This is a genomic window from Bradyrhizobium sp. G127 (assembly GCF_021502575.1).
Taxonomy (GTDB): Bacteria; Pseudomonadota; Alphaproteobacteria; order Rhizobiales; family Xanthobacteraceae; genus Afipia.
Genome location: NZ_JAKFGN010000001.1, coordinates 841,633 through 855,189 on the forward strand (window position 1 = coordinate 841,633; position 13,557 = coordinate 855,189).

12 protein-coding genes are annotated in these 13,557 nt (G+C 62.8%); all 12 read left to right on the forward strand.

Annotated features, from left to right (window positions below):
- The first annotated feature begins 130 nt into the window (after positions 1-130).
- The 12 genes from pal to LVY71_RS04100 all read left to right on the forward strand — a co-directional run bounded on the left by pal (position 131) and on the right by LVY71_RS04100 (position 13,383).
- Positions 131-622: a peptidoglycan-associated lipoprotein Pal gene (gene pal / locus LVY71_RS04045; protein ID WP_235098415.1), complete on the forward strand. Its 492-nt coding sequence runs from the start codon at positions 131-133 to the stop codon at positions 620-622.
- 152 nt (positions 623-774) lie between these two features.
- A complete protein-coding gene (gene ybgF, locus LVY71_RS04050; RefSeq protein WP_235098417.1) occupies positions 775-1,803 on the forward strand; it encodes a tol-pal system protein YbgF in 1,029 nt (342 codons plus the stop codon).
- Positions 1,804-1,895: 92 nt separating this feature from the next.
- Positions 1,896-2,993 carry a tRNA lysidine(34) synthetase TilS gene (gene tilS / locus LVY71_RS04055; RefSeq protein WP_235098419.1) on the forward strand — a complete coding sequence of 366 codons (1,098 nt, stop codon included), beginning with the start codon at positions 1,896-1,898 and terminating at the stop codon, positions 2,991-2,993.
- A 193-nt stretch (positions 2,994-3,186) separates the two neighbouring features.
- The gene (gene ftsH / locus LVY71_RS04060; RefSeq protein ID WP_235098421.1) at positions 3,187-5,103 is read left to right on the forward strand and encodes an ATP-dependent zinc metalloprotease FtsH; all 1,917 of its coding nucleotides are present in this window, start codon (positions 3,187-3,189) and stop codon (positions 5,101-5,103) included.
- Between the two features lie 195 nt (positions 5,104-5,298).
- Positions 5,299-6,087 carry an AzlC family ABC transporter permease gene (locus LVY71_RS04065; RefSeq protein WP_235098423.1) on the forward strand — a complete coding sequence of 263 codons (789 nt, stop codon included), beginning with the start codon at positions 5,299-5,301 and terminating at the stop codon, positions 6,085-6,087.
- A complete protein-coding gene (locus LVY71_RS04070; RefSeq protein ID WP_235098425.1) occupies positions 6,084-6,401 on the forward strand; it encodes an AzlD family protein in 318 nt (105 codons plus the stop codon). Before LVY71_RS04065 ends, LVY71_RS04070 begins: the two co-directional genes overlap by 4 nt.
- A gap of 98 nt (positions 6,402-6,499) precedes the next feature.
- Complete coding sequence (locus LVY71_RS04075; RefSeq protein ID WP_235098428.1) at positions 6,500-7,192, forward strand: TetR/AcrR family transcriptional regulator; 693 nt, start codon at positions 6,500-6,502, stop codon at positions 7,190-7,192.
- Positions 7,193-7,335: 143 nt separating this feature from the next.
- The gene (locus tag LVY71_RS04080) at positions 7,336-8,829 is read left to right on the forward strand and encodes an FAD-linked oxidase C-terminal domain-containing protein (protein WP_235098429.1); all 1,494 of its coding nucleotides are present in this window, start codon (positions 7,336-7,338) and stop codon (positions 8,827-8,829) included.
- A gap of 81 nt (positions 8,830-8,910) precedes the next feature.
- Positions 8,911-10,143, forward strand: a complete 1,233-nt coding sequence (locus tag LVY71_RS04085) for an FAD-binding protein (protein WP_235098431.1) — start codon at positions 8,911-8,913, stop codon at positions 10,141-10,143.
- Between the two features lie 16 nt (positions 10,144-10,159).
- Positions 10,160-11,524: a glycolate oxidase subunit GlcF gene (gene glcF, locus LVY71_RS04090; RefSeq protein ID WP_235098433.1), complete on the forward strand. Its 1,365-nt coding sequence runs from the start codon at positions 10,160-10,162 to the stop codon at positions 11,522-11,524.
- Between the two features lie 41 nt (positions 11,525-11,565).
- Positions 11,566-11,970 carry a histone gene (locus tag LVY71_RS04095; RefSeq protein WP_235098435.1) on the forward strand — a complete coding sequence of 135 codons (405 nt, stop codon included), beginning with the start codon at positions 11,566-11,568 and terminating at the stop codon, positions 11,968-11,970.
- A gap of 429 nt (positions 11,971-12,399) precedes the next feature.
- Positions 12,400-13,383 (forward strand): TorF family putative porin, encoded by a 984-nt coding sequence (locus tag LVY71_RS04100; RefSeq protein ID WP_235098437.1) that lies wholly within the window; start codon positions 12,400-12,402, stop codon positions 13,381-13,383.
- The last annotated feature ends 174 nt before the right edge of the window (positions 13,384-13,557 follow it).

The following is a 13,557-nucleotide window of genomic DNA, read 5'->3' on the forward strand; positions in this document are numbered from 1 at the left end:
GCGTGTTTTACCCGATGGTCAGCATTTGAGGGGGTTCGGCAACGCCTCATCAAGGTTGACGGAACGTTCGTTTAACCAAGCCGCTGTAGACCGGGTGCTGTCCTTAAAACCAGAGCGTGGAGGCTCCGGAATGAAACATCAAATGCGTATCCTCCAGGGATTGAAGCTGGCAGCGGTCTTGGCCGTGGCACTTTCGATGGGTGCCTGCGCCAACAAGACCGGAGTCGGCGGCGACGCCATGGCGAGCGCGGCCGTACCGGGCAGCCAGCAGGATTTCGTCGTGAATGTCGGCGACCGCGTGTTCTTCGAGAGCGACCAGACCGAGCTGTCGCCCCAGGCGATCGCCACCCTCGACAAGCAGGCGCAGTGGCTGCAGCAATACAACCGCTATTCCTTCACGATCGAAGGCCACGCCGACGAGCGCGGCACCCGGGAATACAACATCGCTTTGGGTGCCAAGCGCGCGCAGTCGGTGCGCAGTTTCCTCGCATCGCGCGGCATCGATTCGGGCCGCATGCGCACGATCTCCTACGGCAAGGAACGTCCGGTCGCGGTGTGCAATGACATCTCGTGCTGGTCGCAGAACCGCCGTGCGGTGACGGTGCTGAACGCCAGTTCGTAAGGCTTTAATCGAGAGCTTTGGAAACGGCGTCTTCGGGCGCCGTTTTTGTTTTGGTGCTTATTTTCAAGCTGTCGGAAGCCATATTTTTGGCGTACTGAACCGGTCAGTCTTGGTCGCTTTGAAAGCGATGCCCCTTTTTCTCTTGGGTCAAAATGTTATCCAGATTTCAAATTTTCGCCTGTGCGGTTCTCTTGACCGCGCCCTTGTGGTTGCCTGTCAGCGCATCAGCGCAGCAGGACATCGATCCCGAAATCCGCATTGAGCGGCTGGAAAACCAGCTGCGCACGCTGACCGGCCAGAACGAGGAATTGCAGTATCGCAACCGCCAGCTCGAAGAGCAGTTGCGGGCGTTTCAGGGCGCGCAGCCGGCTCCCGCCAATCAGGCTGCGGCGGCGCGTCCTGCCGCACCCGGCACGGCGGTCGCACCGCAGGTTCAGCCGAACCCGGGTTATCAGCAAAATCCCGGCTACCAGCAGGCACCAGCGGCGCCACCTGTTGTCGGCGAAGCGCCACCGGTGATTGCCGCGCCTGTCGCCAGCAGTGGACGCCGCGGTGACGCTTTCGATCCGAGCCGGAATCCGAATGCCCCCGGTGTGCCGCGCGCGCTGGGCGGTGGACAACTTCCTGTCACGGAGGCTCCGGTTGGCGCGCCGGGCGGACGTGATGCGGGCGAGCCCCTTGACCTGTCGAATGTCGGCCGCCCTCGCGATCCCTATGGTAGCGGCGCGCCGACTCAACAGCGCCAGACCCCGCCTGCCCCGAATACCACGGCATCGTTGACCACATTGCCGCCGTCGGCCACGCCGCGGGACGAGTTCGATCTCGGTATTGGATACGTCCAGCGCAAGGATTATGCGCTCGCCGAAGAGACGATGCGAAACTTCGCGGTTAAATATCCCACCGATCCACTGCTGCCGGATTCGCAGTACTGGCTCGGCGAAAGCCTGTACCAGCGGCAGAAATACCGCGACGCCGCCGAAGCGTTTCTGGGCGTCACCACCAAGTTCGACACGTCGGCGAAGGCGCCCGACGCGCTGCTCCGGCTCGGTCAGTCGCTCGCAGCGCTGAAGGAGAAGGAAGCCGCCTGCGCCGCGTTCGGCGAAATCAACCGGAAATATCCGCGCGCCTCCAACGGGGTGAAGCAGGGCGTTACCCGCGAACAGAAGCGGGTGGGCTGCTGAGGATAGGGTTCGCGCCGGATTTGGTGCGAGGACTTTAGACGCGTTTTGGGGCATCATCCGTTAAATCGGAATCCGGATGTCCCGATAGCGCTATGCCCAAATCTGACTCGTCCAAATCTCGGTCGTCCAAGTCTCGGTCGTCCAGGATCAAATCCAGGCTTCACGAGCCACCGATCACCGCCGCCGAAGCGCGGGGCCTGTTTGCCGAGTGGAAAACCGCGCCCGCGATTGTGCTGGCGATCTCCGGCGGCCCGGACTCCGTTGCATTGATGTGGCTTGCCGCGCGCTGGCGGCGGACGTTGAAAAAAGCGCCGCATCTGGTGGCGGTCACGGTCGATCATGCCCTGCGCAAGGAGGCCGCCCGGGAGGCCCGCGACGTCAAGCGTCTCGCCAAGGCGCTGGAGATCGAACATCGCACCGTTCGCTGGTCCGGCGCGAAACCGGAGACCGGCGTGCCGTCGGCCGCGCGTGATGCGCGCTACCGGCTGCTGGTTCGCGCCGCGCAGCGTCATGGTGCATCGCATATTTTCACGGCGCACACCCGGGACGACCAGGCTGAGACCGTTATCATGCGGCTGTCGCGCGGCAGCGGCATTGCCGGACTGGCAGCGATGGCGCGGCAGTCGGATCGGGAAGGCATGGTGCTGGCGCGGCCGTTCCTGGATGTGCCGAAATCACGGCTGGTCGCCACGCTTCAAAAAGCCGGCATTGCCTTTGCCGACGATCCCACCAACCGCGATCCGCGTTTTACGCGCCCAAGGCTGCGTGCGCTGATGCCCGCGCTGGCGGCCGAAGGGGCCGACGCGCGCAGTCTGGCGCGGCTCGCATCGCGTCTTGCCCGCGCCAACGCGGCGCTGGAGATTATGACGGATGGTGCATTGCGTTATCTGGCGAGCATCAATCCGGGCAGCGGGTTCGAACTGGCGGCCTTTATCGCGCTGTCCGACGAAATCCGGGTGAGGCTTTTGCTGCGCGCGATCAATCGTGTCGGTCATGAGGGGCCAGCTGAACTCGGCAAGGTTGAGGCCCTGGTGCAGGCGATTGATGAGGCGGCGGCCAGGGCAAAGAACGCGGGCGGGCGGTTCCGTTTCAAGCAGACGCTGGCCGGGGCGGTCATCAGCATCGACAAAGGCCGCATCCATATCGTGCCGGCTCCGCCAAGGGGGCGGCGGAGGGCTGGTTTGCCTTAACCACTGTTGAAATAGCCCGGGTAAGCCGCCCTTATTTCACCCGGAATGGCATTAAGATGCGTTAAATAGTCCCGCGAGGTTCCCTTGGCATTGAGGGGGTCCGCACCTAGATTGTACTGCAACCCGCACCAAGAAACGTGTTGCAGGCCCAAGGATATGAGGCCGCGATTCATGCGGCCACGAAGGAAGCTCAATGAACGCCAATCTGCGCAATTTCGCCCTCTGGGTCATCATCGTCTTGCTGCTGTTGGCATTGTTCACGCTCTTCCAGAATCCGGGACAGCGCGCCGCCTCGCAGGATATTTCATTTTCCCAGCTTTTGACCGAGGTTGACCAGAATCGCGTCCGCGACGTGGTCATCCAGGGGCCGGACATCAACGGCACCTTCACCAACGGTTCGACCTTCCACACCTACGCGCCGAACGATCCGACCCTGATCAAGCGCCTGTATGACGGCAAGGTCTCGATCACTGCGAAGCCGCCGGGCGACAATGTGCCTTGGTTCGTGTCGCTGCTGGTGTCGTGGCTGCCGTTCATCGCGTTGATCGGCGTGTGGATTTTTCTGTCGCGCCAGATGCAGGGCGGAGCCGGCAAGGCGATGGGCTTTGGCAAATCGCGCGCCAAGATGCTGACCGAGGCGCACGGCCGTGTGACGTTCGAGGACGTCGCGGGCGTTGATGAAGCCAAGCAGGATTTGCAGGAGATCGTCGAGTTCCTGCGCGATCCCGGCAAGTATCAGCGCCTCGGCGGACGGATTCCGCGCGGCGTGCTGCTGGTCGGCCCTCCCGGTACGGGTAAAACCCTGATCGCGCGCGCGGTCGCGGGTGAAGCCAACGTGCCGTTCTTCACCATCTCGGGTTCGGACTTCGTCGAAATGTTCGTCGGCGTTGGTGCCAGCCGTGTGCGTGACATGTTCGAGCAGGCCAAGAAGAATGCGCCGTGCATCATCTTCATCGACGAAATCGACGCGGTCGGCCGTCATCGCGGCGCCGGTCTTGGCGGCGGCAATGACGAACGCGAGCAGACCCTCAACCAGTTGCTGGTCGAGATGGACGGCTTCGAGGCCAATGAAGGCGTGATCCTGATCGCCGCGACCAACCGTCCTGACGTTCTCGATCCCGCGCTGCTGCGTCCGGGCCGCTTCGACCGTCAGGTCGTGGTGCCGAACCCGGATGTCGTCGGCCGCGAGCAGATCCTCAAGGTCCACGTCCGCAAGGTGCCGTTGGCGCCAGACATCAACCTCAAGACCATCGCACGAGGCACGCCCGGCTTCTCCGGCGCGGACCTGATGAACCTCGTCAATGAGGCGGCACTCACCGCCGCGCGTCGCAACAAGCGCATGGTGACGCAGGCCGAATTCGAAGAGGCCAAGGACAAGGTGATGATGGGCGCGGAGCGCAAGTCGCTCGTCATGACCGAGGAAGAAAAGATGCTGACGGCCTATCACGAGGGCGGCCACGCCATCGTCGGCCTCAACGTCATCGCCACCGATCCGATCCACAAGGCCACGATCATTCCGCGCGGCCGTGCACTCGGCATGGTGATGCAATTGCCGGAGCGCGATAAACTGTCGATGTCGCTGGAGCAGATGACCTCGCGCCTCGCCATCATGATGGGCGGACGCGTCGCGGAAGAGCTGGTCTTCGGCAAGGAGAAGGTGACGTCCGGCGCATCGTCCGACATCGAGCAGGCGACAAGGCTTGCGCGCATGATGGTGACCCGCTGGGGTCTGTCGGAAGAACTCGGCACCGTCTCCTATGGGGAGAATCAGGACGAGGTGTTCCTCGGCATGTCGGTGTCGCGCACCCAGAACGCATCGGAAGCCACCGTTCAAAAGATCGACAAGGAAATCCGCCGCTTCGTCGAGGAAGGCTACAACGAGGCGACGCGCATTCTGACCGAGAAACGCGCCGACCTCGAAACCCTCGCCAAGGGTCTTCTTGAATTCGAGACGCTGTCCGGCGACGAGATCACCGATCTGCTGAACGGCAAGAAGCCGAACCGCGAATCCGTGCTTGAGCCGACCGGCCCACGCACCTCGGCGGTTCCGCCCGCCGGCAAGCCGCGCCCGCGTCCGGATGCCGGGCTTGAGCCGCAGCCGCAGGCATAAGTCTCGCGACATCATTCTGAAAAGGCCGGTTTTCGAACCGGCCTTTTTCGTTTGCAGTTCGCCGCTCGGGCAGTTCGCTCCGCGCGATCCGCATGGGCGGCTGCGCTTGCCCCCTGTTTGAACATGGGTCGCAGCCGCGGCGCTTGACCACATGCTTCGTTCACCGCACCGATGGCGTCTCATGCGGATGAATCGATGACGACGCTTCACCCCCCGTCCGAGACGGTGCCCGATCATTTCCACACGCCCGCCTACTGGTCGTCCAAGGCGATCGTGCCGGGCATCTACGCCATCTCGCCGATGCTGCCGGGTACCATCGCGTTCGGTATGGCGTTCGGCGCGCTTTGCGCCCAGAAGAATTTCACTCTGGCCGAAGTGCAGGTGATGATGGCGTTCGTTTATGGCGGGCTGTCGCAGTTCGTCGCAGTCTCGTCGTGGCCGGATCAGCTCACGGTGACGTCGATCGCGACGCTGGCGCTGCTGACGCTGACCGTGAATATCCGTTTCTCGCTGATGAGCGCCAGCCTGCGCCCGTGGTTCGGCACGCTGCCGCCATGGCAGTCCTATCCCTCAATGCTGCTGGTCACCGACGGCGGCTGGCTTGCCGCCACGCGCTATCGCAATCACGGCGGCGCCGATGCGTCGTTCTTCGTGGGCGGCGGCATCGTGCTTTATATCGTCTGGTTTGTCTCTTCGCTGCCCGGATATCTGCTGGCGGGACAATTAAGCGATCCGAAAAAGTATGGCGTCGATCTGGTGGTGCCGGCGTTCTATGCCGCGATGCTGGTACCGGCCTGGAAAGGCCCGCGGCGTGCCATTCCCTGGGCCGTCGCAGGCGTGGTGGCGCTCGCGGTGCATTGGCTGGTGCCGGGTTGGTGGTTCATCATCGCGGGCGCGGTGTCGGGCGCGATCTGCGCCGGCCTAATGGATGATCCACCTGCCGCCGATCCGCATGCCAACTCCCACGGGAAGGGCGGCGTATGAGCGAATTCCTGCGTTCCGACGTGATGATCGCATTCGCCGTGATGACGGCGGTGACGGTGGCCTCGCGCCTCGGCGGCTACTGGCTGATGGGTTATGTCACCATCACGCCGCGCGTGCGGCGGATGCTCGACGCGCTGCCCGGATCGATTATCGTTGCCGCGTCGCTGCCGGTCGCGGTCAATGGCGGCGCGGTCGTGCTGTTCGCGATTGGTGCGGCGGTCGCCATCACCATCGTCCGGCGCAACGAGTTTGTCGCCGTGATCACCGGAATGGCGGTGGCGGCGCTGGCGCGCGCGATGGGATTCAGCGGTTAAATTTATGCTGCACTGCGAATTTGAATCCGCGCATCTTGAAACGCTTGTTTTCGCTTTTGAACTGATGTTCACTTCTTTTCGGGAGACGAACGCCGTCAATGGTTTACAGGCGAACTCATCAGGTCGTGAAACGCCTTGCGGCGCGCCGCAACGCGATTCTTTCGGCCGCACGCGACGCCGCTGCCGAAGGCGGAATGGCGGCGGTTCAGATTGCGCCGGTTGCCTCCCGCGCCAATGTTGCAGCGGGTACGGTCTATCGCTACTTCCCGTCCAAGGCCGATCTGATTTCCGAGTTGATCGCGGATGTGTCGCGCGCCGAACTAACGGCGATCAGGCGTGCCGCTGATGCTGCGCCTGGGCCTTCGTCGGCGCTGGCCGCGGCAGTGACCACGATTGCCGTGCATGTGGTATCGAACCGCAAGCTGGCCTGGGGCATTCTCGCCGAGCCGGTGGATGTGGATGTGACCGCATCGCGTCTTGCCAGCCGCCGCGAGATCGCCGCCGAAGTCGAAGCGCGGATCGAGGCCGCGGTGCGGGCGGGGCATCTTCCGGCACAGGACATCTCGCTGGCCGCCACAGCCCTGATCGGAGCGCTGCACGAGTCGCTGGTCGGCCCGCTCGCGCCCGATGACATCGACGATCCGGTGAAACTGCGCGACTCGGTGCAGGCGATTACGCTGTTTGCGCTTCGTGCCGTCGGTGTGCTCGATGCGCGCGCGCGCGGTCTGGTGGTGCAGGCGGTGATGCCCGTGATGCCCGCGCGGCGGGAGCTGGGCGCGCTGGTCGGGTAAAAATTACGGCATTGCGTCGCCATGGGCCGCGCCGGCTCCAAGAGCTCGTTGGTCTTTGGAACTATTCAAAACCCGCAAGATGTGGTTGATACACCGGAACAAATAATGCGTGACACAAACACGCTGCGTTCTGGAGACCGCACATGTCCATCATGATGCCTGAGCCCGATCAGGCGGTGCTCGCGCGCCGCGAAGAGATCGTCGCCGCCTTGAGTAAAATCGTGCCGGGCGAGGGCGTGATCTCGACGACGCGGGAGATGCAGCCCTATGAATCGGACGCGCTGACGGCCTATCGCCAGCCGCCGATGGTGGTGGTGCTGCCGGACACCACCGAACAGGTCTCGCAGGTTTTGAAGTACTGCTACGACAACGGCATCAAGGTGGTGCCGCGCGGCTCCGGCACCTCGCTGTCGGGAGGCTCGCTGCCGCTCGCGGACGGCGTGCTGCTCGGCCTCGGCAAATTCAAGCGCGTGCGCGAAATCGATTTCGACAATCGCGTCGCGGTGGTGGAGCCCGGCGTCACTAACCTCGCCATCAGCCAGGCTGTGGCGCATGAGGGATTCTACTACGCGCCCGATCCGTCATCGCAGATCGCCTGCTCGATTGGCGGAAATGTCGCGGAGAACTCTGGCGGCGTTCACAGCCTGAAATACGGCATGACCACCAACAACGTGCTGGGCTGCGAATTCGTGCTGATCACCGGCGAAATCCTGCGCATCGGCGGCAAGGCCCCCGAGAACGACGGCTACGACCTGATGGGGATCATCAACGGATCGGAGGGGCTGCTCGGCGTCGTCACCGAGGTCACTGTGCGCATCCTGCAGAAGCCGGAAACGGCCCGTGCCCTGATGGTGGGCTTCGCCTCGGTCGAGGACGCCGGACAGTGCGTGGCCAACATCATCGGCGCGGGGATCATTCCCGGCGGCATGGAGATGATGGACAAGAACGCGATCGTAGCCGCCGAAGCCTTCGTCCATGCGGGCTATCCGCTCGATGTCGAAGCGCTGCTGATCATCGAACTGGACGGCCCGAAGGTCGAAGTCGATGAACTGATCGAGCGCGTCGAGAAGATCGCGCGCGGCTGCGGCTCGACCACCCTGCAGATTTCGAATTCCGAGCAGGAGCGGCTGCTGTTCTGGTCCGGTCGCAAGGCGGCGTTTCCGGCGGTAGGGCGGCTGTCGCCGGATTATCTCTGCATGGACGGCACTATTCCGCGCGGCAAGCTGCCCGAGGCGCTGGCCGGGATACGCGACCTGTCGGAGAAATATGGCCTGCGTGTCGCCAATGTCTTCCACGCCGGCGACGGCAATCTTCATCCTCTTATTCTGTACGATGCAAATATCCCCGAAGAGATGGACAAGGCGGAAGCCTTTGGCTCGGACATCCTGCGCCTGTGCGTGAAACTCGGCGGCGTCCTGACCGGCGAGCACGGCGTCGGTGTCGAGAAGCGCGACCTGATGCCGGAGATGTTCAGCGATATCGACCTCGCCCAACAGCAGCGTCTGAAATGTGCCTTCGATACGCAAGGATTGCTCAATCCCGGCAAGGTGTTTCCGACCCTGCACCGCTGCGCCGAACTTGGGCGGGTCCATGTCCATGGTGGCAAGCTGGCGTTTCCGGACATCCCGCGATTCTGAGCCTGATCGCGGGTAAATCATCAATCGCCGGGCAATCGGCCGGCATCATTCGATTTGCAACACAAAGAAACGAGCGTTGGTGTGGATACCCTGAAAGTGCGTGACGCGAAGGATGTGGAGCAGGCCGTGCGCGACGCACTCGCCGCCGAGCAGCCGCTTGAAATCATCGGTCACGGCAGCAAGCGCGCCATCGGGCTCCCGATGGCGACCAACGCGGTCCTCGACCTGTCGGCGCTCAACGCCATCACGTCCTATGAGCCGAACGAGTTGATCGTCACCGTCCAGGCTGGTGCGCCGATGGCCGATCTGCTGTCGCTGATCGATTCGAAGAACCAGCAATTCGCGTTCGATCCCATGGACACGTCGGTGCTGCTGGGAACGCCGCGCGGCGCCGGGACCATCGGCGGCACCATCGCTGCGGGGTTGGCGGGACCGCGGCGCATCAAGGCCGGCGGCGCGCGAGATCATCTGCTCGGAGCTTATGCGGTCTCCGGCTTCGGCGATTCGTTCAAGGCCGGCGGCAAGGTGGTGAAGAACGTCACCGGCTATGACCTCTGCAAGCTGCTCGCGGGGTCATGGGGCACGCTGTCGGTGATGACGGAAGTGACGCTCAAGGTTCTGCCGAAGGCGGAAAACGAGCGGACGCTGGTTTTGCGCGGTCTCGACGATGTCACTGCGAACCGGGCCATGACGGCGGCGCTGGGATCATCGTTCGACGTGTCGGGCGTTGCGCATCTGCCGGCGTCGATCTTCCGGACCGCTGGCGACGGGCTGGCCGGTCTCGGAGGCTCTCAACAGGGTGTGACGCTGATCCGGCTGGAGGGAATCGGCGCGTCGGTGTCCGATCGCGCCGGATCGGTAAAGCAGTTGCTTGCGGCGTTCGGTGCGGCGGATTTGATCGCGGACGACGCCTCCTTATCGGTCTGGGAGGCGATCCGCGACGTCACGCCGTTCGCGGCATCCGGATCGCTGGGCGCGTGGCCGGTGTGGCGCATCGTGTGTCCGCCGGCGTCGGGCGGCGCATTCGGCCAGGCACTGGCACGCGAGACCGGCGGCGACGTGATCTACGATTGGGGCGGCGGGCTGATCTGGGCGGCGTTGCCGCCCGCAGCGGACGCCCACGCCTCGATGCTGCGCGAACGTCTCAAGCCTATCGGCGGCCACGCCACGCTGCTTCGTGCCGCCGACCAGGTGCGCAATACGGTCGATGTTTTCCAGCCTCAGGAGCCGGGCGTCGCGGCGCTGGGCGCGCGCGTCAAGGCGAGCTTCGATCCCCGCAATATCTTCAATCGCGGCCGGATGGTGCGCGCATGATCCGGACAACTCAGCCATGAAGACCGAATTTTCCCTAAGCCAGCTCGCCGATCCCGATATCCGCGAAGCCGACAAGATTCTGCGCGCCTGCGTCCATTGCGGATTCTGCACCGCGACCTGTCCGACCTATGTCCTGCTCGGCGACGAACTCGATAGTCCGCGCGGCCGGATTTACCTGATCAAGGACATGCTGGAGAACGACCGCGCGCCGACACAGGAGGTGGTCAAGCACATCGACCGCTGCCTGTCGTGCCTGGCCTGCATGACGACCTGTCCGTCGGGGGTGAACTACATGCACCTCGTCGATCAGGCGCGGGTGAAGGTCGAGGAGGAATATGCGCGGCCGTTGCCGGAGCGATTTCTGCGGGGTGTCCTCGCCTTCGTGCTGCCGCGTCCGGGCCTGTTCAGGGTCAGCATGATCGCGGCCCGGATCGCGCGGCCGTTCGCGGCGCTGCTGCCGGCTCCCTCCGGCGCGACCGCGCCGTCCTTCTTCGACCGGCTTCGGGCCATGCTGGCGCTGGCGCCGGGACATTTGCCTGCGCCGGGGCCTGCGGGTGGCACGATATTCCCCGCCGAGGGCAAGAAGCGCGGCCGGGTCGCCTTATTGCAGGGATGCGCCCAGCAGGTGCTGTCGCCGGGGATCAATCAGGCGGCCGTTCGGATGCTGACCCGCCACGGCATCGAGGTGGTGCTGGTCGCGGACGAACAATGCTGCGGCTCGCTGACGCATCACATGGGCCACGATGGCGACGCGCTGAAGCGTGCGCGGGCAAACATCGAGGTGTGGACAAACGAGGCTGACCGGAATGGCCTCGATGCCATCCTCGTCACTACGTCGGGATGCGGCACCACGATCAAGGACTACGGCTACATGCTGCGCGAAGATGGCGCTTATGCAGCCAAAGCCGCGCGAATATCGGCTTTGGCGAAGGACGTGACCGAGTATGTCGCGAGCCTCGACATCGCGTGGCCGCAAAGCAAAAGCGATCTCGTCGTCGCGTATCACTCCGCATGTTCGTTGCAGCACGGACAGAAAATCACGCAGCTTCCGAAAGAATTGCTTTCCAAGAGCGGATTCGTGGTGAAAGATGTACCGGAGAGTCATCTGTGTTGCGGTTCGGCAGGAACGTACAACATCCTCCAGCCCAGCATTGCAAAGCGATTACGCGAACGGAAGGTCGCCAACATCGCGTCGACGAAGCCGGACATCATCTCTGCCGGCAACATCGGTTGCATGGTGCAGATCGGCTCGGTGGAAAGTACCGACGGAACGTCAGTCCCTGTGGTGCATACGATTGAGCTGCTCGACTGGGCGACAGGCGGTCCTCGACCGGATTTATTGACGAGATCGATGAAGGGCCCCCGCGTTGGGAGTGCCTGAACGCTGGCTGAAGTGGTGCTGGCGGAAACAGGAGGACCACAATGGCTAAATCTAAGAAGAAGAAATCGAAGGGTAAAAAAGCAAAGAAGCTGATGGCGGCGAAGAAGTCCGCCAAGAAGGCTTCCAAGAAGTCGGCGAAGAAGGCCGCGAAAAAGTCCGCCAAGAAGGTCGCGAAGAAATCTCCAAAGAAGGCAGCCAAGAAATCCGCCAAGAAGGTGACCAAGAAAGCTGCCAAGAAGTCGGCGAAGAAATCATCCGCCAAGAAGTCTGCCGTCAAAAAGGCTGCGCCGAAGAAGGCTGCTCCCAAGAAGAAGCGTGCGCCGAAGCCTGCCGCGCCCGCGCCTGAGCCCGCCCCGGTTTCAGCCGAGCCAAGCTGGTCCCCGGCTCCAACCTCCACGACGAGCTGGTCGTCCGGCTCCGGCAGCGAGGATAGCACCACCAGTTAAGAGGTGGAGCAGGCTCCGGCCCGCTCCTCCGAGGATTCAAAGGGCTGCAGCATTTTCGCTGCGGCCCTTTGTATTTGATGTCAGCTTTTGGGCATCCGGGGAGGGAAAGACCGCGAATCGAGGGAGACGCAGATGGTGGGCAGGACACAGAAGATTGCCTTTCTGAGGCTAAATGCCCTTGGTTATGTGGAAAATCGTGTCTCAGAAGTTCCAATTGGGGCCGAAATTTGTTGTCAGAATGCCACACTGCGGCAGAACATCGCTTGGAACCATTCAAACGCCTAAAAAGGCGGCAGTTGCTTGGGTTTTTTGCTTCCCCAAGCCCCCTCAGCCCCGCAGATTGGTGCCACGAGTTCATGCAGTCGATTAACGCTTGTCATTCGGACCTTCGGCAATCGGACTGGATTTTTAACGATGATGGGGATCGTCATGAAGAAAGTAAGTTTGTCGATCGCAGCAGTTGCTGTTGCGATGGGTCTTGGATCGGCATCGGCGGCCGACCTGGGCAAGGTCTACAAGAAGGCACCGGCGCCGATTGTGGTCTCGCCTTGGGATGTGGCCTTCGGTGCTGCAATCACCAACAACTACGTGTTCCGCGGCATCTCGCAGTCGAACCGTGGAGCTTCCGTCTCGGCTTATTTCGAGCCGCGCTATAACATCACCCCAGACCTGCAGCTCTACGCGGGTGTTGCCGGCAACAGCATTTCCTTCGCCAACCGCGCAGCGGCAGAAATCGACGTCTACGGCGGTATCCGCCCGACCTTCGGACCCCTTGCCCTCGACTTCGGTGTGTGGGGCTACATCTACCCGAGCGGGCAGTGCATCGACGGCAACCTGACGCCCGGCACCGCCGCCATCACCCCGGCTGGCGCTTGTCCGTTCGGGTCGAACGCTCTCTTCAACGGCAACGTCATGAAGGGCGACGTGAGCTACTACGAGGCTTACGGTAAGGCGACCTACACCTTCAACGACATGTTCGCCCTCGGCGGCAGCGTCTGGTATTCGCCTAACTTCCTGAACTTCGGCTTCGATTCGACCTACGCTTCGATCAACGCCAAGTTCACTGCTCCGAGCAACCTGTTCGGCAACAGCGGCATCGGCGCCTACGTGTCGGGTGAATACGGTCATCAGTGGCTCGGCACCACCGATGCGTTCTACGCCTTCACCCCGCTTCCCGATTACAACACTTGGAACGTCGGTGTCGGCTTCACCTACAAGGTCTTCACGCTCGATCTGCGCTACTCGGGCACAGACATTGGCAAGGGCAACTGTAACGCCATTACCTCCGACTTCGGCGCGGTTCAGACCGGCAGCGTGACGCTGGCGAACCCGGGCGGCTTCGGCTCCAAGTGGTGCGGCGATCAGTTCATCGCCAAGCTCTCGGCGGACGTGACCTTGGGCGCTCTTAAGTAAGCTCCTCCATCTGATGGTTTAAGGGCGGCAGAGAAATCTGCCGCCCTTTTCTTTGTGTGTAACGCCAACCGCATCGGGAGATGCCAAAGACTCGCGCGACGGATGCGGCAAAAGGGATGACCGGGAAAAGATAGCTTTACCTGGCAGCGAGCCACTCCATTCGACAGATCGCGA

Excerpts from the sequence above, each read along its gene's own strand:
- pal (WP_235098415.1), top strand. The coding sequence starts at position 131 with ATGAAACATCAAATGCGTATCCTCCAGGGATTGAAGCTGGCAGCGGTC.
- ybgF (WP_235098417.1), top strand. The coding sequence starts at position 775 with ATGTTATCCAGATTTCAAATTTTCGCCTGTGCGGTTCTCTTGACCGCG.
- tilS (WP_235098419.1), top strand. The coding sequence starts at position 1,896 with ATGCCCAAATCTGACTCGTCCAAATCTCGGTCGTCCAAGTCTCGGTCG.
- ftsH (WP_235098421.1), top strand. The coding sequence starts at position 3,187 with ATGAACGCCAATCTGCGCAATTTCGCCCTCTGGGTCATCATCGTCTTG.
- LVY71_RS04065 (WP_235098423.1), top strand. The coding sequence starts at position 5,299 with ATGACGACGCTTCACCCCCCGTCCGAGACGGTGCCCGATCATTTCCAC.
- LVY71_RS04070 (WP_235098425.1), top strand. The coding sequence starts at position 6,084 with ATGAGCGAATTCCTGCGTTCCGACGTGATGATCGCATTCGCCGTGATG.
- LVY71_RS04075 (WP_235098428.1), top strand. The coding sequence starts at position 6,500 with ATGGTTTACAGGCGAACTCATCAGGTCGTGAAACGCCTTGCGGCGCGC.
- LVY71_RS04080 (WP_235098429.1), top strand. The coding sequence starts at position 7,336 with ATGTCCATCATGATGCCTGAGCCCGATCAGGCGGTGCTCGCGCGCCGC.
- glcF (WP_235098433.1), top strand. The coding sequence starts at position 10,160 with ATGAAGACCGAATTTTCCCTAAGCCAGCTCGCCGATCCCGATATCCGC.
- LVY71_RS04095 (WP_235098435.1), top strand. The coding sequence starts at position 11,566 with ATGGCTAAATCTAAGAAGAAGAAATCGAAGGGTAAAAAAGCAAAGAAG.
- LVY71_RS04100 (WP_235098437.1), top strand. The coding sequence starts at position 12,400 with ATGAAGAAAGTAAGTTTGTCGATCGCAGCAGTTGCTGTTGCGATGGGT.